The following is an 18,736-nucleotide window of genomic DNA, read 5'->3' on the forward strand; positions in this document are numbered from 1 at the left end:
GACTTTAATCCCATCACTCTCACCATCCCCCGCGCCTGGCGGCCCGCTCCCCGCAGGGGAGTCGCCAGGCGCAATTGATTCTAGCCCATCTCTCTCAGCAGCTCGTGCCCGGCGGCCGGCTCGCGGAACGCGAGTCGCCGGGCACCAACCAAAGAGTCTCTCCAAAAATGGCAGCACAGAAAGGCAAGGACCTTCTCCTGAAGGTCGATACGACAGGCGCGGGCGTCTTCGTGACGGTCGCCGGACTTCGCGCACGCGGATTGGCTATCAGCGCAGAGACGGTCGAGATCACCAACACCGAGAGCGCCGGCCAATGGCGCGAGCTCCTGACCGGCGCAGGCGTCAAGTCGGCGCGCATCACCGGCTCCGGAGTTTTCAAGGACGGGACATCCGATTCGACGATCCGCGATTACGCGTTCAATGGAACGGTGCGCGACTGGCAAGTGATCGTGCCGGATTTCGGAACCATCGCAGGCGCGTTCCAAATCACATCGCTCGAATTCAGCGGCCGTCACGACGCCGAACTGACGTTCGACATCTCGCTCGAAAGTGCAGGCGTGCTGACCTTCACGGCAGCGTCGTAACTCCGCGCTTCACCCCTCCATCGTCATGCCGACGGGGCCGGCACCCAGACAAGCTGCAGCAAAACGGTAGGTGCTGTTTGCTCAGGGCGGACCGCATCTGCGAATCGGCTGCACGTTGACTGGATCCCGGCCTTCGCCGGGATGACGGCGTTTTTGAACCAAGCTGTTTCACCAAGCCCGCGCTCGGCGGCCGGCTCGCGGAACGCGAGTCGCCGAGCGATACATGCGGAGCGATGAACGCATCTGCAAGCCCGCACTCGGCGGCCGGCTCCCAGCAGGGGAGTCGCCGAGTGCCAACCAAAAGGACCCCACACCTTGGCAAACAAACACCGCGGCGAGATCGAGGCCACGCTCGACGGACGCGCGTATCGGCTCGTGTTGACGCTCGGCGCGCTCGCCGAACTGGAAAGCGCCTTCGGTGATGACGATATGCTGGCGCTCGCTGCACGCTTCGAGAAGGGACGGCTCTCCGCGCGCGATTGCGTGAAAATCATTGCGGCCGGTTTGCGCGGCGCAGGATGTGCCGTGACAGACGACGAGGTCGCGTTGATGCGCGCGAGCGGCGGGGCCGCGGAGTACGTCGATATCGTCGCTCGGCTTTTAAATGCAACATTCGGCGGCAACGATCCGCCAACGGACGAAACGCCAAATCGGGAGGGCGCCGGCGAAACGCGCGCCCCTTTCGCTGGCAACGCGTGATGGAACTCGGTCTCGGCGCGCTTGGCATGATGCCTTGCGCGTTCTGGTCGCTGACACCACGCGAGCTGCAGGCGGCACTTGCCGGAAAGTTTGGCGCAACGGGAGAAACCGCAGCGCCCACGCGCCGAGACCTCGATACGCTGATGCAGCGCTTCCCGGATGAAGGTTCTACAGATGGCAATGAATGACGACCAACTCGAGACCTGGAACGTCAAGGTCACCGCCGACACGAGCGATCTCGAGAGCAAGCTCCAATCGACGACGCGGACCGGCAGGCAATTCGCCAATACGCTGGTTTCGGCCTTTGACGATATCGCGATCAAAGGCAAGAATGTCGGCGACGTTTTCAAATCGCTCGCGCTGAACATCTCGCAGCTCGCTCTGAAAACGGCGTTGCAGCCGCTGACCTCGGGCCTGGCATCGATGTTTCAAGGCGTCATTTCGGGCGCTACTCCATTCGCGAAGGGCGGCATCATTCAAGGTGGGACGCCCGTACCGTTTGCGAGTGGCGGCGTCATTGCGAGCCCGATCACGTTCCCCTTGGCAGGTGGTGCGACAGGCCTCGCGGGGGAACGCGGGCCTGAAGCCATCATACCGCTGACGCGCGGGTCTGACGGCCGCCTGGGCGTCGCGATGTCGGGCGCGGGCGGTCAGCAGATCACGATCAATATTTCCACGCCAGACGTGCAGAGCTTCGGCCGCTCACAATCGCAGATCGCCGCGATGATTGCGCGCGCTGCCGCTGCAGGCCAGCGCAACCTCTGACGCGCAAAATCCCCATCGCCTCGTCATAAAAGCGAGACCCACATGTCCTTTCACGACGTCAGATTTCCGACGGCGATCTCGCGCAATGCGCAAGGCGGACCAGAGCGGCGCACCGATGTCGTCGTGCTGGGCTCGGGCTATGAAGAACGAAATAGCCGTTGGGCCGACAGCCGCCGAGGCTACAACGCAGGCTACGGCTTAAAATCGCTCGCCGATCTCGCCGAGATCGTCACATTCTTCGAAGAACGCCGCGGCCGTCTCCATGCGTTTCGCTGGCGCGATCCGATGGATTGGAAATCCTGCGCGCCGAACGCGATACCGTCAGCTCTCGACCAGGTCATCGGAACCGGCACCGGCGCGCAAGCGACATTCCAGCTGAAGAAAGTCTACGGCAGCGCCTTCGCGCCGTGGACGCGCGTCATCAAGAAGCCCGTGGCGGCGACGGTCAAAATCGCGGTCGCGGGAACGGAGCAGACGGCAGGCACGAATTTCTCGATCGATGCCTCGACCGGCGTTGTGACATTTCTCAGCGGCCACATTCCGGCGAGCGGCCAAAGTGTGACGGCGGGCTTCGAATTCGACGTGCCGGTTCGCTTCGACACCGACAAACTTGAGATCAATCTCTCGGGCTTTACGTCGGGCGCCATTCCAAACATTCCGATCGTCGAGGTCCGACTATGAAAACGCTGTCGCCGGAATTTACCGCGCACCTCAAGACGGGTGCGACGACGCTCTGCTGGTGCTGGCGGATCGAACGCCGCGACGGAACAGTGCTCGGCTTCACCGATCACGACAACCCGGTCGCCTTCGACGGCACAACCTACGAGGCAGCTGCGGGATTTACTGCGAGCGACATCACCGATGGCCTTGGCCTCTCGGTCGATAACCTCGAAGTCACGGGCGCGCTGTCATCGACGACGTTGACCGATGACGATCTGGCAGCGGGACGCTACGACGATGCGCGCGTCGCGATTTATCGAGTCAACTGGTCTGACCCGAGCCAGCGCGTGTTGATGCGATCTGGCAGCATCGGTGAGGTGAGGCGCACGGGGGCAAACTTTGCCGCCGAGCTGCGAGGTCTTGCGCATTATTTGCAGCAACCTAAGGGACGCCTTCTTCAGCGCACATGCGACGCCGATCTCGGTGATGCGCGCTGCGGCGTCGATCTTATGTCGTCGGCATTCCAGGGCACGGGTACGATCCTCGCGGCAAACTCGGCGCGGCGTTTCAAGGTCGACGGCATCGACTCGTTCGAGACGCGATTTTTCTCGCGCGGGCTCTTCGCGTTCACGTCAGGCGCGTCGGCTGGTCTGAAGATTGAAGTCAAATCGCACACGAAGTTCGCGACGTCCGTCGAGATTGAGCTTTGGACAGATGCGGAAGCTCCACCTGCAATCGGCGACGCATTCATCGTTACGGCCGGCTGCGACAAGCGCCTCGAGACATGCAAGGCGCGCTTCAACAACACGATCAACTTCCGCGGCTTCCCGTCAATTCCCGGCAATCAATTCCTGACGCAGATCGGACGCGCGAGCTGATGATGCAGCATGTGACGCGAGAGAGAATTGTCGAAGCGGCGCGCGGTTGGATCGGCACACCCTACCATCATCAGGCGAGTCTCCGGCACGTGGGAACCGATTGCCTCGGCCTCGTCCGCGGCATCTGGAGAGAGCTTTACGGTGGCGACGCCGAAACGCCGCCCGCTTACAGCCGCGATTGGGCCGAAGCGAGTGGAAGCGAGGCGATGCTCGAAGCCGCGAGCCGCCATCTAATGCCTAAAGCGATTTCGAACATCGATGATGGAGACGTCATCGTCTTTCGGCTGCGCCTCGGCTTCATCGCCAAGCACGCCGCGATCGTCACTGCGCCAACGAGAATGGTGCACGCGATCGAAGGTGCGCCGGTCGCCGAGGTGGTGCTGACGAACTGGTGGCGGCGCCGCATCGCAGGCGCATTTGAATTTCCTGATCTATCGGAAGGTTCCTGAACATGGCGACGCTTGCTCTCGCCGCGGTTGGTGCTGCCGTCGGTGGTAGCATGCTGCCCGCCGGTGTCGGACTGCTCGGCGTCACGCTATCGGGCGCGACGATCGGATCGCAGATCGGCGCTTTCGCGGGTGCCTACGTCGATAACGCGCTCTTCGCGCCCTCCGGACAGACGCGCGCGGTCGAGGGTCCGCGGCTTTCGGATGTGCGCATAACGTCCTCGACGGAAGGCGCGCCGCTGCCAAAGATTTATGGACGTGCACGCGTCGGCGGGCAGATCATCTGGGCAACCGACATCGAAGAAGAGATTGTCACGACCACCGAAGCGGCGGGTAGCGGAAAGGGAAGCTCGGGAAACAAAACGCGCGTCACGCAATATAGCTACTACGCAAATTTCGCGGTCGCGCTTGCCGAAGGCGTCGTGACACGCATCGGCCGCATCTGGGCAGATGAGCAGGAACTGGATCGCGCGCGCACGACGTTCCGCCTGCATACCGGCACCGAGACGCAAGACCCAGACAGTCTCATCTCGGCACGCGAAGGTGCCGAGAATGCGCCGGCATATCGCGGTGTCGCTTACGTTGTGTTCGAGCACTTCCCGCTTGCCGACTACGGGAATCGCGTCCCGCAGCTGACATTTGAAGTTTTCCGCAGCGTAGGTAATGAGGCTCAGGATGTGCGCGGCGTCGTGATGATCCCGGGATCGGGTGAATTCGTGTACGCGACCGAGCCCGTGCATCAGACGTTCGACGATGGCGTCTCGCAGTCGGAAAATGTTCACCAGATGCTGGGGGCGACCGATTGGCAGGTTTCGCTCGATCAGCTCGAAGCGTCGCTGCCAAACGCGAAGTCCGTGTCGCTCGTCGTCAGCTGGTTCGGGACCGATCTTCGCGCTGGTGAATGCAAGATCAAACCCGGCGTCGAGACGCGGCATAAATCAACCGCGCCGCTGAGCTGGTCTGTCGCGGGCGCGACGCGCAGCACCGCGCATCTGATCAGCACGCGCGACGGCAACGCCGCCTACGGTGGCACGCCGTCCGACCAGACCGTGGTCGCGGCTATTCAAGACATGAAAGCACGCGGGCTGAACGTGACGCTGACGCCGTTCGTTCTGATGGATGTCGCGGCCGGGAACGGCCTTGCAGACCCCTACGGCGGTGCGAGCCAACCCGCTTATCCTTGGCGCGGCCGGATCACGTGTCATCCGGCGCCAGGCCAAAGCGGGTCGCCGGATAAGACTTCGGCCGCGGCGACGGAAATCGCGAGCTTCGTCGGCACTGCGGCGCGATCCGACTACACGATCTCGGGAACTGCCGTTAGCTACTCGGGGCCTGACGAATGGTCGTATCGGCGGATGGTCTTGCATCAGGCGTTTCTCGCGAAGGCGGCGGGCGGCGTCGACGCCTTCGTGATCGGCACTGAGCTGCGAGGGCTGACGTGCGTTCGATCAGGAACGGGCGTCTATCCGTTCGTCACAGCGCTGATTACTCTTGCCGCTGACGTGAAGGCAATTCTCGGTTCGGATACGAAGGTGCTCTACGCGGCCGACTGGACGGAATATTTCGGCCATCAGCCGGGCGACGGCTCGGGCGACGTTTATTTTCATCTCGATCCGTTGTGGTCGTCGTCGAGCATCGACGCAATCGGCATCGACGTCTATTGGCCGCTCGCCGATTGGCGCGACGGGCGCGATCATCTCGATGCAATGGCCGGTGCGACCTCGATCTATGACCCCGCGTATCTACGATCGAACGTGCACGGCGGAGAAGGTTTCGATTGGTATTATGCCTCGGACGCCGATCGCGACGCGCAGATCCGCACGCCGATAACCGACGGCGCCGGCAAGCCCTGGGTCTTCCGCTACAAGGATGTTCTCTCGTGGTGGAGCAACGCGCACTATAATCGGCCCGCGGGCGTCGAAAGTTCGACGGCCACCGCCTGGGTGCCGCAGTCGAAGCCGTTCTGGTTCATGGAAATTGGCTGCCCCGCGGTTGACAAGGGCGCGAACCAGCCGAACGTCTTCGTCGATCCGAAGAGTTCGGAATCGGCGCTTCCCTATTATTCGCGTGGGCTTCGCGATGACTTGATGCAGGCGCGCCATCGCCAAGCGATGTACGACGCGTTCGACTGGACGAAGCCGGGCTACGTCGAAGGTCTCAATCCGATCTCGACGGTGACGGGCGCGCGCATGGTCGATCTCGATCGCATGCACGTCTACTGCTGGGATGCGCGACCCTATCCGGCATTCCCCGATGCAGCGACCTATTGGGGCGACGGCGAAAACTGGGAGCACGGACATTGGGTCAACGGCCGCCTCGGCGGCGCTGGACTCGATGATATCGTCTCGACCATTCTTCTCGATCAGGGCTTCACCGATTTCGACGCATCCAACTTGACCGGAACGGTGCCCGGCTACGTTATCGACCGGACGATGTCGGCGCGCGATGCGATACAGCCGCTCGAACTCGCGTACTTCTTCGACAGCATCGAGAGCGACGGCCGGATCGTCTTCCGCCATCGTGGCCGCGCCGCGCCCGCGATAACGCTCGAGCAAGACGATCTCGTCGAAGAAAGCGCGGGCGATGCGCTCTACGAGATGACGCGCGCTCAGGAAACCGATCTCCCGGCATACGCGAAAGTTCGCTACATTTCGGGGCTCGACGACTATCCGCAAGCCGTCGCCGAAGCGCGGCGCTTGACGGGCGCCAGTGGACGCGTCGCCGAAGCCGATCTCCCGATGGTGCTCGATGATAGTCTTGCGGGAGCGATCGTCGAGAGCTGGCTCTACGAAACATGGGCGACGCGCGAATCCGCGACATTCAAGTTGCCGCCCTCGACGCTCGCTCTCGAGCCAGGGGATATCGTTGCGGCCAACATTGCCGGACGAACCCGCTTGCTGCGATTGACCGGCGTCTCCGAGCACGGTGTCCGCGACATTCGCGCGTTGAGCATCGATCCGGACGTTTATGATCAGATCGATGTCGCGCCTCGCGCGGCTGTCGAGCCTGCGCCGGTTCAGGCCGGCTCGCCCGCTGTCGCGTTACTCGATCTGCCGCAATGGAACTCGGCAGCGGACGCAAGCGCGGGTTACTTCGCCGCGATGCAGAAGCCGTGGCCGGGGAGCGTCGCCATTTTCGCATCGCCGCTGGAGACGAGCTATCAGTTGAAGGCGATCGCGAGTGCTCCGGCGACACTCGGTGTGACGCTTGATGATCTCGCGCCGGGTCCCGAAGGGCGGATCGATCGTCGCGCCTCGTTCCGGGTCCGGTTGACGAATGGAACGCTATCGTCAGTCGATCTCATCGCGATGCTCGCAGGCACAAACCTTGCCGCTCTTCGCAGCACGAGCGGCGATTGGGAAATTATCCAGTTCCAAGTGGCGGAACTCGTCGATGTGCAAACCTATCGGCTGGGCGGACTGCTCCGCGGTCAGTTCGGAACCGAAAGCGCGATGGCCAATCCGCTGCCCGCTGGCGCGCAATTTGTTCTTCTCGACGGCGCGGTGACGTCCGTGCCGCTGCGCGAAAGCGAGCAGAAGGTTTCGCTCAATTGGCGCTACGGTCCGGGCAATCGCGATATCGGCGACGCGTCGTATGTCACGGTGCCGTTCGCCTATCAGGCGCTCGGCCTTCGGCCCTTGTCGCCGGTTCACGTCAAAGCCGTGCGCGCATCGGGTGACCTGCAAATTTCCTGGCTTCGGCGCACGCGCAGTGGCGGCGATAATTGGGAATTGCCCGAGGAGCCGCTCGGCGAAGCGAGCGAAAGCTACGAAGTCGAAATCCTCGACGGCTCGACGGTGAAGCGCACACTCGCGGCATCGTCACCTAGTGTCACATATTCGAGCGCCGATCAGATTGCCGACTTCGGCAGCGTGCCGTCGAGCGTGTCGATCAAAGTCTATCAGACAAACGTCGTCTTCGGCCGGGGCGCACCGCGCGCAGCAATTGTTTAGCGCTTAAGTGGAGTTGAGAGTCGCTGAATTCCCCTCCCCTTGACGGGGAGGGGTTAGGGGTGGGGTGAGACGAGGAGCTGGAAAGATTTTCGGAGGCGAATGGCTGACCTTCTCTGATTGTTCATTCTCGACGAACTGCACTGTGCTGTTTCGCTCAATCCCCCCACCCCCGACCCCTCCCCGCTAGGGGGAGGGGAGCCGTCCGGCCGAAACGGAAATCTCAAAAAGGCGAAACAACCATGGATCAACCGGCGTGGCTCGCGGCCGCGTGGGCCGAATTCGGCGTGCGCGAAATTCCAGGCAAGGAGAACGCCGCCGAAATCCTTCGCTACTTTCGCGAAGCCGGCGATTCGAGCGTCGAAAGCGAAGAGACGCCGTGGTGCGCCGCGTTTGCAGGCGCGATGTTGAAGCGCGCTGGCTGCGAAGGCACCGGATCGCTTCTCGCAAGATCGTATCTCGATTGGGGCATCAGTCTCGATGAGCCGCGCTTCGGCGCCGTTGCCGTGCTCGCGCGCGGCGATGATCCGACAGCCGGACATGTGGGCTTTGTGATCGGAGCGACAGGCGAGAAGCTCTATCTTCTTGGCGGCAACCAGAGCGATGCGGTGACGGTTGCACCCTTCGACGCAGCGCGGCTTCTAGGCTTCAGATGGCCGCACGCCGACGCCGATACGGAACATGCGACGGCGAGCAACGGCGTCTTCGCAAAATTGCTGGCCCATGTCCTCGAAATGGAGGGCGGCTATTCCAACGATCCTTACGATCCGGGTGGCCCGACCAATCGCGGCGTCACGCTCGAAGTCTATGCCAACTTCAAAGGCCAGACGATCGACGCGGGGTCGCGGCCGCGTCTGATTTCGGAATTGAAGTCGATCCCTGATCCGGTCGTCGAGGCCATCTATCGCAGGCGATACTACGACCCGGCGCAATGCGCGCTGTTCACGGCGCCGCTCGCGCTGATGCATTTCGATGCCGCCGTGAACCACGGTGTCGGCGCCGCGATCCGGATGCTGCAGCAGGTCGTCAACGTAACCGTCGACGGCGAGATCGGCTCCGAGACGCTTTCTGCGATCGGAGGCCGGAGCCTGATCGATCTCATCGACGACTACGCCGAAATCCGGCGCACCCGATACCGCGCCCTTCCGCACTTCTGGCGCTTCGGACGAGGCTGGTTGAAGCGCGTCGACGCGACATTGGCTCTCGGAAAATCGTGGGCCGCGGCTGAGGGCACGACGCGAGGGCTTCTGGAACCCACACAAATCGCAAAAGGAGAATCCAACATGGGCAACCAAGCAACAACGACGAAGACGACGGATGATGGAACGAAGTGGTGGGTCCAATCGAAAACGCTATGGGGTACGCTGATCACCGCCGCCGCAACGGTGATCCCCGTCGTTGCCCCGGCGATCGGGGTAAGCCTCCCGGCGGACGTTATTCAAGCGTTTGGCGATCAAGTACTTACGGCTCTCCAGGCCTTGACTGCGGTATTCGGGACGGCCCTGGCCATCTACGGCCGGTTCAAGGCCTCGTCGGTCCTGAGCCTGCGCAAGAGTTAAGACGCGGGGCCACTGAGACAGCCTCCCGTATTCATCGGCCATTCAACACGCTATGTTAAAGGGTCGGTTTCCCGGAAAAGCGCGGATGGTCGATTTGAGGAGAGCGTTGGCAGCGGCGACTACGGCAGTATTACTGCCATGCGCTGCCGCGCGCGCCGACAACTGCGTGACAGACTGGGGCATGGCGGGGCAGATCGTCCGCCAGGAAAATCTATTAACTGTCGAGGAGATGTCGCGTTCGCTTGCAGCAGATGGTATCGGCAAGCTGGTCAAGACGACGCTGTGCCGTTCGGAAGCCGGATATTTTTATCGTCTGGTTATCAGAAGTCCGACGGGACAGCTTCGAACAACCGTTATGACGGCGAAGGGCCGGTAGTCGGTTCGTCGTTGCGGCGCGGAAGGTCTCTCCCCGGGATTTCCGCTCGCATGCCATGCAGGAGGGGAGGGGGAATTCCGTGCGAGCACTCGTCGTGGAAGATGACAAGGACCTGAACCGCCAGCTTTCGACGGCTCTGGAAGATGCAGGCTTTGCCGTTGATACGGCAGCTGATGGCGAAGAAGGTTACTTTCTCGGCGATACCGAGCCCTACGACATCGTTATTCTCGATATCGGGCTGCCGAAAATGGACGGCATTTCCGTCCTCGAGCAGTGGCGGCGGAGCGATCGCAAGATGCCGGTCATCATTCTGACCGCGCGCGACCGCTGGAGCGACAAGGTCGCCGGTATGGACGCAGGCGCCGACGACTATCTGGCCAAGCCCTTCCATATGGAAGAGCTGCTGGCGCGCGTTCGCGCCCAAGTCCGCCGGGCATCAGGCCACGCGAAATCCGAAATCGAATGCGGTCCGGTACGTCTCGATACGAAGTCGGCGCGCGTTACCTGCGAAGGCCTGCCGGTCAAGTTGACCTCGCACGAATTCCGCCTGCTGGCCTACTTGATGCACCATAACGGCCGCGTGGTTTCCCGGACCGAATTGGTCGAACATCTCTACGATCAGGATTTTGATCGCGATTCGAACACGATCGAAGTATTTATCGGCCGACTGCGGAAGAAGATTCCTGGCGACGTGATCCAGACGGTCCGCGGTCTTGGATACCGCATGAGCCAAGGACCGGATGAGGCTTAACTCACTTGCGCTGCGCCTCTTTGCAACTTCGGCAGCGTGGACGCTTCTGGCGCTGCCGCTCGCGGGCTACATTATTTATGCGCTCTACCGGGACGACGTGCAGCTGAGCTTCGACGCTCAGTTGAAGAAGCTGCTGACGCAGATCACGATCGATAGCATGAGCACGATGGGCGACGAGCCCGTCAATCCGCCGAACCTCTACGAACCCCTTTTCGAAGTTACACAGTCGGGCTGGTATTGGCAGATACGCCCGATTGACGGCGCTCCCGGCCGCACGCTCGTTTCGCCGTCACTGGCGACCGCTACGTTGCCGTCTCCCTATGACCGGAAGTTTCCGACAGACGATACCGGCACCCGATGGATGAACGTCCCCGGACCGACCGGCACGACGATCCGCATCCTCGAATTTATCGATTCCCCCGGTCACGATCCCGAAAAGACAAAGTATTCGATCATCGTCGCCGGTCCCATGGATTGGTTCGAGGAGACCGTCGCCAAATTCCGCGCCCGCCTCACGAGCGCGCTCGCCCTCGTCGGACTGGGTCTTTTGGCAGTGACCGTCTTCCAGGTTCGCTTCGGCCTTTTGCCATTGCGCCGGATCGAGCGCGGGCTGGCGAGTATCCGGTCGGGTCAGGTCGAGCGGCTCGAAGGCCAGCTGCCGGCTGAGATCGAACCGCTGCAGACCGAGCTCAATGCGCTGATCGAGTCGAACCAGGACATCATCGATCGCGCGCGAACGCAGGTCGGCAATCTCGCGCATGCGTTGAAAACGCCGCTCGCCGTCATCACCAACGAGGCGCGCGAAGATAAAAGCGCATTCGGCTCGAAGGTCACCGAGCAGGCGCATCTGATGCGCGATCAGATCTCTCACTATCTCGACCGCGCGCGCATTGCGGCGAGGACGAACACCATCGGCCGCGTCACGCCCGTCGAGACGATCGCCGAGCCGCTGGTCCGGGCGCTCGAACGCATTCACCGTGAAAAAGGCATCTCGATTGATTACACGGTTCAGCCCGGTGCCAAGTTTCAGGGCGAGAAGCAGGACCTCGAGGAGATGCTGGGCAACCTCCTCGATAACGCCTGCAAGTGGGGCCAAGCCCGTGTTTACCTGACGGCAGTCGTCAACAATCCGGATACGACGGCGCGCAGAAAGCTCAAGATCACCGTGGAAGACGACGGGCCGGGCCTTTCACCCGAACAACGAGCCAAGATCGGAAAGCGGGGGCTTAGGCTCGATGAGACCAAACCGGGATCGGGCCTCGGGCTTTCGATCGTCGCCGATCTCGCGGCGTCCTATCGCGGACGGCTCCGGCTCGACGCCTCGGAACATGGTGGCCTGAAAGCCATAGTTGAGCTTCCGGCCGCCTGACCGTCCTGGCCGATGTTGCAAAGCAACACCACAAGTGATGGGGATTTGCCCGAATTGTGGTGGATTTCCGCCTTGTCGAAGGCGCAATATCCGTCTAGCGAATAATGTGGGACTATGCGCCGGTGGGGGCCAGCGGCGCCACGGGGATGAGCCAAAAATGGGGTTTACCATGCGCATTGCGCGCTTTTCGCTGCCTCTCATGGCAGCTGCCTTGCTTTGTGGCTGCAGCAATGGCCAGGGCGGAGTGGACAATACCGGCACCGGCCTCGTTCTCGGCAGCATCGCCGGCGGTGTGCTCGGTAATCAGGTAGGCAAGGGCGACGGCAAAGTCGCAGCCACAGTCGCGGGCGCTGTGATCGGCGGCATCGTCGGCAGCCAGATCGGCAAAAGCCTCGACGAGCGCGACCGCCGCTACGCGCAGGAAGCGGAATACGACGCTCTGGAGCGCGGACAATCCGGGAACCCGCGGCAGTGGCGCGATCCCGATACCGGCCACTACGGGGAAATCGTCCCGAGCAAGCCTTATAAACGTGGCGTCGCCGATTGTCGGGATTACACGCACACAATTTACATAGACGGACGGCCGCAGCAGATGCACGGCACCGCCTGCCGAAGCGCGGACGGAACGTGGCAGAACGTCGGTTGACGCGCTGCAGCGTCAACTCGGATATTTCACTAAGTTAATCTAGTCCGCGACAGATGGGCTGGCCTGACCTTTGTCGGCTTGCCTCATCACACGCGCGATCCTATTCCCTGCAGCGCAGCTTGAGGATCGCGCCGCGATGGTTTTTTGGATTCTAGTGGCCGGATTGGTGGCAGGCGTAACGCTTGCCATTACGTGGCCGCTCATGCGTCCGTCGCCCCTATCGACAGACGCCATCGGCGCCGATATCGCCGTCTACAAAGACCAACTCAAAGAGATCGCCGCCGACGAGGCGCGAGGAACGCTTGGAGCCGCCGAAGCGGAAAGCGCGCGCGCCGAAATCGGGCGCCGGATTTTGCGGGTATCCGAGGGCAATTCGAAAGCCGAAGCTTCATCTGGTTCGGCCGGCCGCAATCGATTTATCAAACCAGTTTCGATTGCCCTGTCCGTTGCCCTGCCGCTTGCGAGCTTGGGGCTCTATCTCGTCTACGGCGCACCTGGCATGCCCGCGCAGCCCCTGAGCGAGCGTCTCGCCGAGGCGACCGTGTCGAACAAGCCCAACGACCTGATTGCTAAGGTCGAAGAACGGCTCCGAGAGCATCCGGAAGACGGCACAGGATGGGATGTGATCGCGCCGGTATACTATGCAACCGGACAATATGCCGACGCCGCGACTGCGTACCAAAACGCCATTCGCCTGATCGGCGAAACGCCGCGCCGTCTGCTCGGCTTCGCCAACGCGCGCATCCACCTCGAGAACGGCGTTGTCCCGGAAGACGCGCGCAAGGCACTCGAACGAATTCTGGCGATCGAGCCGAACTCGACGGAGCCCCGCGTTTGGCTGGCGCTTGCCAAGGAGCAGGATGGACGCCTAGCGGAAGCGGCCGCTGACTATCGCAAGCTTATCGACGAAGCGCCGGCCCACGCACCGTGGCGCAAGGCTCTCGAAGACCGTCTCGCGAACCTCGGCAAGGATGCGGGCCGCACGCCTGCAGGTAAGGAGGCGACCACTGCTCCAGCTGCAACGCCGCCAGCCGCCAATCCTGAAGCCGCCGCGATCATGAACATGAGCCCGGCGGAACGGCAGGCATTCATCACGCGTATGGTCGATAACCTCGCGGCCCGTCTCAAGTCCGATGGAAGCGATGCCGAAGGCTGGATAAAATTGATACGAGCCTATCAAGTTCTCGGACGCCGCGATGATGCGGTCAAAGCTTTGACCGATGCGCGTGCCAATCTCAAAGGCAATCAGGTCGGCTTGGCCGAGGTCGAGAACCTCGCGCGCCAGCTCGGCCTCGGAAGCTAACGCACAGGGTTACCAATGACACGGAAGCAAAAGCGCGGAGTGCTGATCGGCGGAGGGGTGGCGGTGCTTGCCGTTGCGCTCGTGCTGGTGCTTTTCGCGTTGAAGGACAGCATCGTCTTCTTCCATACGCCGAGCGACATCGTCGAAAAGGGAGTCCAGCCCGGCCAGCGCATCCGCCTCGGTGGTTTGGTGGAGCAGGGGTCCGTCGTTCGCGGGCAGGGGACGACAATTACGTTCAAAGTAACCGATACGCTGAAAGATATTCCGGTTACGTTCACCGGTGTGCTGCCTGATCTGTTTAAGGAAGGCCAGGGCGTGGTCGCGGAAGGTATGCTCGACGGCAACGGCAATTTCAAAGCCGACAGCGTACTGGCAAAGCATGACGAAAATTATATGCCTCGCGACGTCGCGAAGGCGCTCGAAGCGAAAGGCGTCAAGCTCGGCACGAGTGCCCATCCCGGTCAGTTGAAGGCAGAGATGCCTTAGAAGGATATGCCGTGATCGTAGAATTCGGACATTTCGCGCTGATCCTCGCTCTGCTGGTCGCCGTCGTGCAGGTCATCGTTCCTGCGATCGGCGCCGCCATCAAGGACGAGCGGATGATGCGCGTCGCCGAACCGGCGGCAGTATCGCAACTCTTCCTGATCGCCATCGCCTTCTTCGCGCTGATGCACGCCTACGTGACGTCCGACTTCTCTGTTCTGAACGTCGCCGAGAACTCCCATTCGACGAAGCCGATGATCTATAAGATGGCGGGCGTCTGGGGTAATCACGAAGGCTCGATGCTGCTCTGGGTGCTGATCCTGGCGCTCTTCGGTGCAGCCGTCGCCGTCTTCGGCAGCAATCTGCCGGTGACGCTGAAAGCGCGCGTTCTCTCCGTGCAGGCATCGATCGCCGTGGCGTTCCTGCTCTTCTCGCTGCTGACGTCCAATCCCTTCGCGCGCCTCGATCCGGCACCGCCCGATGGACGCGGCTTGAACCCGATCCTGCAAGACCCCGCTCTCGCATTCCATCCGCCCTTTCTCTACACGGGCTATGTCGGCTTCTCGATTGCCTTCTCGTTCGCCATCGCCGCGTTGATCGAGGGCCGCATCGATGCGGCCTGGGCGCGCTGGGTCAGGCCGTGGACGCTCGCAGCCTGGATGTTCCTGACGATCGGCATCGCGATGGGATCGTGGTGGGCCTACTACGAGCTCGGTTGGGGCGGATGGTGGTTCTGGGATCCCGTTGAGAACGCATCCTTCATGCCGTGGCTCGCCGGAACCGCGCTTCTGCATTCAGCACTCGTCATGGAAAAGCGCGAAGCGCTGAAGATCTGGACCGTGCTGCTCGCGATCCTGACGTTCTCGCTGTCGCTGATGGGCACGTTCATCGTCCGCTCGGGCGTGCTGACGTCGGTCCATTCCTTCGCCGTCGATCCGGCGCGCGGCGTCTTCATCCTGGCCATTCTGGTTCTCTTCACCGGCGGCGGACTGGCACTCTTCGCATTGCGTGCCAAAGACATGCAGGCAGGTGGCCTTTTCCAGCCAATCAGCCGCGAAGGGAGCCTCGTCCTCAACAATCTCCTGCTGGTGACAGCCGCAGCGACGGTGCTCGTCGGCACGCTCTATCCGATGGCGCTCGAAGGAATGACGGGCGAGAAAATCTCCGTCGGACCGCCGTTCTTCAACATGACGTTCGGGCCCCTGATGATACCGCTGCTCATCGCGCTCCCGATCGGACCGATGCTGGCATGGAAACGCGGTGACTTCGCTGGCGCGATGCAACGCTTGGCCTTTGCATTCGGCGCTGCGCTGGTGGCACTCGTCGCCGTATTCGCCGCCGAGTATCGCGGACCGTGGCTGGCCCCGTTCGGCATCGCGCTCGGCGTCTACGTCATGGCAGGCGCCGTGATCGAATGGGCGAACAGGGTGAGAGTCGGCTCGGCTGGCTTTGATGAAATCGTTCGCCGCGCGGTGAACTTGCCGCGGTCAGCGTACGGCACGCTGTTGGCCCACTTCGGCATCGGCATGCTCGTTGTCGGCATCGTCGCAACGAGCGCCTATCGCGAAGAACATATCTTGGCGATGAAGCCGGGCGAGAAACTTGCGGTCAATGGCTACGACATAACCTTCACCGGCATCGAACGCGCCCGCGGACCGAACTACGTCGAGGACATCGCTGACTTCGATGTGAAACGCGATGGCGCGCCGATTGCGCGTCTCACGCCTTCGAAGCGCCTCTACGATGCCCCGCCGCAAACGACCACCGAGTCCGGTATTCACGCTGCATGGCGTGGCGATCTCTATCTCGTCATCGGCGATCCGCAACCGAACGGCGGTTATGCCGTGAGAGCATATTTCAATCCACTCGTGCGCTTCATCTGGCTCGGCGCATTGATCATGTTCATCGGTGGCGGGGTCTCGCTATCCGACCGGCGCTTACGCGTCGGCGCACCGGCAAAATCGCGCCACCCCATCGCTGTACCCGCGGAGTGAGCATCTTGCGACGCTTTCCGGCAATCGCCTTTTTGACAGTATGGACGGTCTTCGCTGCCGCTCCGGCCGCGCTCGCCGTTCAGCCGGGCGAGATGCTGGCCGATCCCGCGCTCGAACAGCGGGCACGAACGATTTCGGCCGAGCTGCGCTGCCTCGTCTGTCAGAACCAGTCGATCGACGATAGCGACGCCCCGCTCGCAGGCGATCTTCGCCGGCTCGTGCGCGAGCGGTTGGAAGCGAAAGATTCAGACCAGCAGGTTCTCGACTATGTCGTCGCCCGATACGGCGAATTCGTACTTCTGAAACCGCGTTTCGAACTCTCGACCCTGCTGCTTTGGTTGACGCCCGTTCTGGTTCTGCTCGGTGGTCTCGCACTGGTTCTGCGGGCCGCGAAAAAGGACCCATCGTCTCCGAGCGCGCCGCTGACCGAGCAGGAAAAAGCCAAGCTCGACGCGATCCTTACCGACGAGCGGCACTAGTCAAAGCGCACGTCTCCAAGCGCTAGATTACCAACAGTTAACGTCCCTGACATGCTGCCGTAATCCCGCGTTCGCTACGCCTCGAATTAAGGCTAGCGAAGCCTGCATTTATTTGGAGACCCTGGGATGCGATTGCCCCACCGTACGTCGACAACATCACCTTTCAAATTAGCTTCAAAAATCGCCCCGGCCTCGCTCGCGATGGCGGCCGTTGCGGCGGTGGGTATTGGATTCTTCACGCCCTCCTATCCCGCTCTTGCCGATACCGTCGGCCAGACCATTCAGACGCCGTTCGGCAACGCACCGATTTCGTTTGCCGACATCGTGGACAAGGTCAAACCGGCCGTCGTGTCTGTTTCGGTCGTGAACGATGGTGGCGCCTCCAAGCTTGCCTCGAACGACAAGAACGACAAGAACGGTAAGAAGGCCGACAAGGGCTTCACGCTTCCGGATCTTCCCCCGGATCATCCGCTCCACGACTTCTTCAAGAATCTGCCGAAGGAATTCGGCCAGCAGGAGCAAAAACCGAAGATCGTTCAAGGCCAGGGTTCAGGCTTCGTCATCACGCCTGATGGCTACGTCGTGACCAACAATCACGTCATTGACGGCGCGACGAAGATCCAGGTCACCTTCGACAACGACGAGACGAAGTACGATGCCAAGCTGGTCGGCACCGACCAGCGCACCGACATCGCCGTCATCAAGATCGAGAGCAACAAGACGTTCCCGACGCTGAAGCTGGCGGAAAAGGAATCGCGCGTTGGTGACTGGGCGTTGGCAGTCGGCAATCCGTTCGGCCTCGGCGGCACCGTCACCGCCGGCATCGTTTCAGCGCTGGCACGCGACATCGGCTCGGGCCCCTACGATTATCTGCAGATCGACGCTGCCGTGAACCGCGGCAACTCGGGCGGACCGACCGTCAACATCAACGGCGAAGTCATCGGCGTTAACACCGCGATCTTCTCTCCGTCAGGCGGCAACGTCGGCATCGCTTTCGCAGTGCCCGCGAAAACCGTGAAGGAAGTTGTTCAGCAGTTGAAGGCTGGCGGTACCGTCAATCGCGGATGGCTCGGCGTTAAGATCCAGAACGTCGATGAAGACACCGCCGCGAGCATCGGACTTCTCCAAGCGCACGGCGCCCTCGTCAGCGAAGTGACGCCGAACGGTCCAGCCGCGAAATCCGGCATCAAGGCCCAAGACGCGATCATCCAGGTGAACGGTGAAAAGATTGCCGACAGCCGCGACCTTGCGCGGAAGATCGCCGAGCTTGCTCCCGACACCCCGGTCGACGTCAAGGTATGGCGCAACAACGCCGAGGAAACGGTCAAGGTAAAGCTCGGGCTGTTCCCGAAGAACGCCGAAGCTGCCATGAGCGGCGATAACAACGACGAAGACAGCAATGGCAACAACGACGATGACAACGCCAAGCCGTCATCCGTCGAGCTGAGCCAGCTCGGTCTGACGTTGATGCCGGCCCGTACCGGCAAGGACGCAGGCGAAGGCGTTGCGATCGCTGAGGTTGACCCCTCTTCGGACGCCGCTCAGAAGGGCCTGAAGCCGGGCGACGTGATCCTCGAGGTCTCCGGCCAGACGGTCGGAACTCCGGACGACGTTCTCTCGGGCATCAAGAAGGCCCAGGACCTGAAGCGTACGGCGGTTCTCCTCCACATCAAGTCGTCGGATCAGAAGCGCTTCGTCGCCGTCCAGCTCGCCTCCAAGAAAGGCTGAGTTAACCAGCCATGGAAGAGTCGGGCAGCCCCATCGATCAAACGGCGGGGCTGCCTCGACGTCCGG

Annotated in this window: 18 protein-coding genes; all 18 read left to right on the top strand. The window is 61.9% G+C overall.

Translation table 11 applies throughout. The features are described from left to right. Positions 1-167 precede the first annotated feature (167 nt). The 18 genes from G359_RS10240 to G359_RS10325 all read left to right on the top strand — a co-directional run bounded on the left by G359_RS10240 (position 168) and on the right by G359_RS10325 (position 18,670). Positions 168-584 (top strand): phage major tail protein, TP901-1 family, encoded by a 417-nt coding sequence (locus G359_RS10240; protein ID WP_045837874.1) that lies wholly within the window; start codon positions 168-170, stop codon positions 582-584. 315 nt (positions 585-899) lie between these two features. After that, positions 900-1,283 (top strand): gene transfer agent family protein, encoded by a 384-nt coding sequence (locus G359_RS10245; RefSeq protein WP_045836048.1) that lies wholly within the window; start codon positions 900-902, stop codon positions 1,281-1,283. After that, positions 1,283-1,471, top strand: a complete 189-nt coding sequence (locus tag G359_RS20750) for a phage tail assembly chaperone (protein ID WP_045836049.1) — start codon at positions 1,283-1,285, stop codon at positions 1,469-1,471. The genes G359_RS10245 and G359_RS20750 overlap by 1 nt, the downstream gene beginning before the upstream one ends. After that, positions 1,458-2,048, top strand: a complete 591-nt coding sequence (locus G359_RS10255) for a phage tail tape measure protein (RefSeq protein WP_045836050.1) — start codon at positions 1,458-1,460, stop codon at positions 2,046-2,048. Before G359_RS20750 ends, G359_RS10255 begins: the two co-directional genes overlap by 14 nt. A 42-nt stretch (positions 2,049-2,090) precedes the next feature. Continuing rightward, on the top strand, positions 2,091-2,729 hold the full coding sequence (locus G359_RS10260; protein ID WP_045836051.1) for a DUF2460 domain-containing protein: 639 nt from the start codon (positions 2,091-2,093) through the stop codon (positions 2,727-2,729). Then, positions 2,726-3,586 (top strand): DUF2163 domain-containing protein, encoded by an 861-nt coding sequence (locus G359_RS10265; protein ID WP_045836052.1) that lies wholly within the window; start codon positions 2,726-2,728, stop codon positions 3,584-3,586. The genes G359_RS10260 and G359_RS10265 overlap by 4 nt, the downstream gene beginning before the upstream one ends. Next, a complete protein-coding gene (locus G359_RS10270) occupies positions 3,586-4,035 on the top strand; it encodes an NlpC/P60 family protein (RefSeq protein WP_045836053.1) in 450 nt (149 codons plus the stop codon). The genes G359_RS10265 and G359_RS10270 overlap by 1 nt, the downstream gene beginning before the upstream one ends. A gap of 2 nt (positions 4,036-4,037) precedes the next feature. After that, the gene (locus G359_RS10275) at positions 4,038-7,985 is read left to right on the top strand and encodes a baseplate multidomain protein megatron (RefSeq protein WP_045836054.1); all 3,948 of its coding nucleotides are present in this window, start codon (positions 4,038-4,040) and stop codon (positions 7,983-7,985) included. Positions 7,986-8,224: 239 nt separating this feature from the next. Continuing rightward, positions 8,225-9,541 carry a TIGR02594 family protein gene (locus tag G359_RS10280; protein WP_045836055.1) on the top strand — a complete coding sequence of 439 codons (1,317 nt, stop codon included), beginning with the start codon at positions 8,225-8,227 and terminating at the stop codon, positions 9,539-9,541. 85 nt (positions 9,542-9,626) lie between these two features. Further along, positions 9,627-9,917, top strand: coding sequence for a hypothetical protein (locus G359_RS10285; RefSeq protein WP_045836056.1), 291 nt, complete (start codon positions 9,627-9,629; stop codon positions 9,915-9,917). Between the two features lie 79 nt (positions 9,918-9,996). Then, positions 9,997-10,668, top strand: a complete 672-nt coding sequence (locus tag G359_RS10290) for a response regulator transcription factor (RefSeq protein ID WP_045837875.1) — start codon at positions 9,997-9,999, stop codon at positions 10,666-10,668. Beyond that, positions 10,658-12,037 carry an ATP-binding protein gene (locus tag G359_RS10295; protein WP_045836057.1) on the top strand — a complete coding sequence of 460 codons (1,380 nt, stop codon included), beginning with the start codon at positions 10,658-10,660 and terminating at the stop codon, positions 12,035-12,037. Before G359_RS10290 ends, G359_RS10295 begins: the two co-directional genes overlap by 11 nt. 169 nt (positions 12,038-12,206) lie before the next feature. After that, the gene (locus G359_RS10300; RefSeq protein ID WP_045836058.1) at positions 12,207-12,683 is read left to right on the top strand and encodes an RT0821/Lpp0805 family surface protein; all 477 of its coding nucleotides are present in this window, start codon (positions 12,207-12,209) and stop codon (positions 12,681-12,683) included. A 136-nt stretch (positions 12,684-12,819) separates the two neighbouring features. After that, positions 12,820-13,986 (top strand): c-type cytochrome biogenesis protein CcmI, encoded by a 1,167-nt coding sequence (gene ccmI, locus G359_RS10305; protein WP_045837876.1) that lies wholly within the window; start codon positions 12,820-12,822, stop codon positions 13,984-13,986. A gap of 15 nt (positions 13,987-14,001) precedes the next feature. Then, positions 14,002-14,472, top strand: a complete 471-nt coding sequence (gene ccmE, locus G359_RS10310; protein ID WP_045836059.1) for a cytochrome c maturation protein CcmE — start codon at positions 14,002-14,004, stop codon at positions 14,470-14,472. 11 nt (positions 14,473-14,483) lie between these two features. Beyond that, on the top strand, positions 14,484-16,463 hold the full coding sequence (locus tag G359_RS10315; RefSeq protein ID WP_045836060.1) for a heme lyase CcmF/NrfE family subunit: 1,980 nt from the start codon (positions 14,484-14,486) through the stop codon (positions 16,461-16,463). 5 nt (positions 16,464-16,468) lie between these two features. Then, positions 16,469-16,942: a cytochrome c-type biogenesis protein gene (locus G359_RS10320; RefSeq protein ID WP_156150734.1), complete on the top strand. Its 474-nt coding sequence runs from the start codon at positions 16,469-16,471 to the stop codon at positions 16,940-16,942. A 126-nt stretch (positions 16,943-17,068) separates the two neighbouring features. Next, positions 17,069-18,670 (top strand): Do family serine endopeptidase, encoded by a 1,602-nt coding sequence (locus tag G359_RS10325; protein ID WP_045836061.1) that lies wholly within the window; start codon positions 17,069-17,071, stop codon positions 18,668-18,670. The last annotated feature ends 66 nt before the right edge of the window (positions 18,671-18,736 follow it).

It is taken from the genome of Hyphomicrobium sp. 99, from assembly GCF_000384335.2.
Lineage (GTDB): Bacteria > Pseudomonadota > Alphaproteobacteria > Rhizobiales > Hyphomicrobiaceae > Hyphomicrobium_B.

What these genes read in the sequence shown, in the direction of transcription:
- G359_RS10240 (WP_045837874.1), top strand. Translation starts at nt 168, where the DNA reads ATGGCAGCACAGAAAGGCAAGGACCTTCTCCTGAAGGTCGATACGACA.
- G359_RS20750 (WP_045836049.1), top strand. Translation starts at nt 1,283, where the DNA reads ATGGAACTCGGTCTCGGCGCGCTTGGCATGATGCCTTGCGCGTTCTGG.
- G359_RS10255 (WP_045836050.1), top strand. Translation starts at nt 1,458, where the DNA reads ATGGCAATGAATGACGACCAACTCGAGACCTGGAACGTCAAGGTCACC.
- G359_RS10260 (WP_045836051.1), top strand. Translation starts at nt 2,091, where the DNA reads ATGTCCTTTCACGACGTCAGATTTCCGACGGCGATCTCGCGCAATGCG.
- G359_RS10265 (WP_045836052.1), top strand. Translation starts at nt 2,726, where the DNA reads ATGAAAACGCTGTCGCCGGAATTTACCGCGCACCTCAAGACGGGTGCG.
- G359_RS10270 (WP_045836053.1), top strand. Translation starts at nt 3,586, where the DNA reads ATGATGCAGCATGTGACGCGAGAGAGAATTGTCGAAGCGGCGCGCGGT.
- G359_RS10275 (WP_045836054.1), top strand. Translation starts at nt 4,038, where the DNA reads ATGGCGACGCTTGCTCTCGCCGCGGTTGGTGCTGCCGTCGGTGGTAGC.
- G359_RS10280 (WP_045836055.1), top strand. Translation starts at nt 8,225, where the DNA reads ATGGATCAACCGGCGTGGCTCGCGGCCGCGTGGGCCGAATTCGGCGTG.
- G359_RS10285 (WP_045836056.1), top strand. Translation starts at nt 9,627, where the DNA reads ATGGTCGATTTGAGGAGAGCGTTGGCAGCGGCGACTACGGCAGTATTA.
- G359_RS10295 (WP_045836057.1), top strand. Translation starts at nt 10,658, where the DNA reads ATGAGGCTTAACTCACTTGCGCTGCGCCTCTTTGCAACTTCGGCAGCG.
- G359_RS10300 (WP_045836058.1), top strand. Translation starts at nt 12,207, where the DNA reads ATGCGCATTGCGCGCTTTTCGCTGCCTCTCATGGCAGCTGCCTTGCTT.
- ccmI (WP_045837876.1), top strand. Translation starts at nt 12,820, where the DNA reads ATGGTTTTTTGGATTCTAGTGGCCGGATTGGTGGCAGGCGTAACGCTT.
- ccmE (WP_045836059.1), top strand. Translation starts at nt 14,002, where the DNA reads ATGACACGGAAGCAAAAGCGCGGAGTGCTGATCGGCGGAGGGGTGGCG.
- G359_RS10325 (WP_045836061.1), top strand. Translation starts at nt 17,069, where the DNA reads ATGCGATTGCCCCACCGTACGTCGACAACATCACCTTTCAAATTAGCT.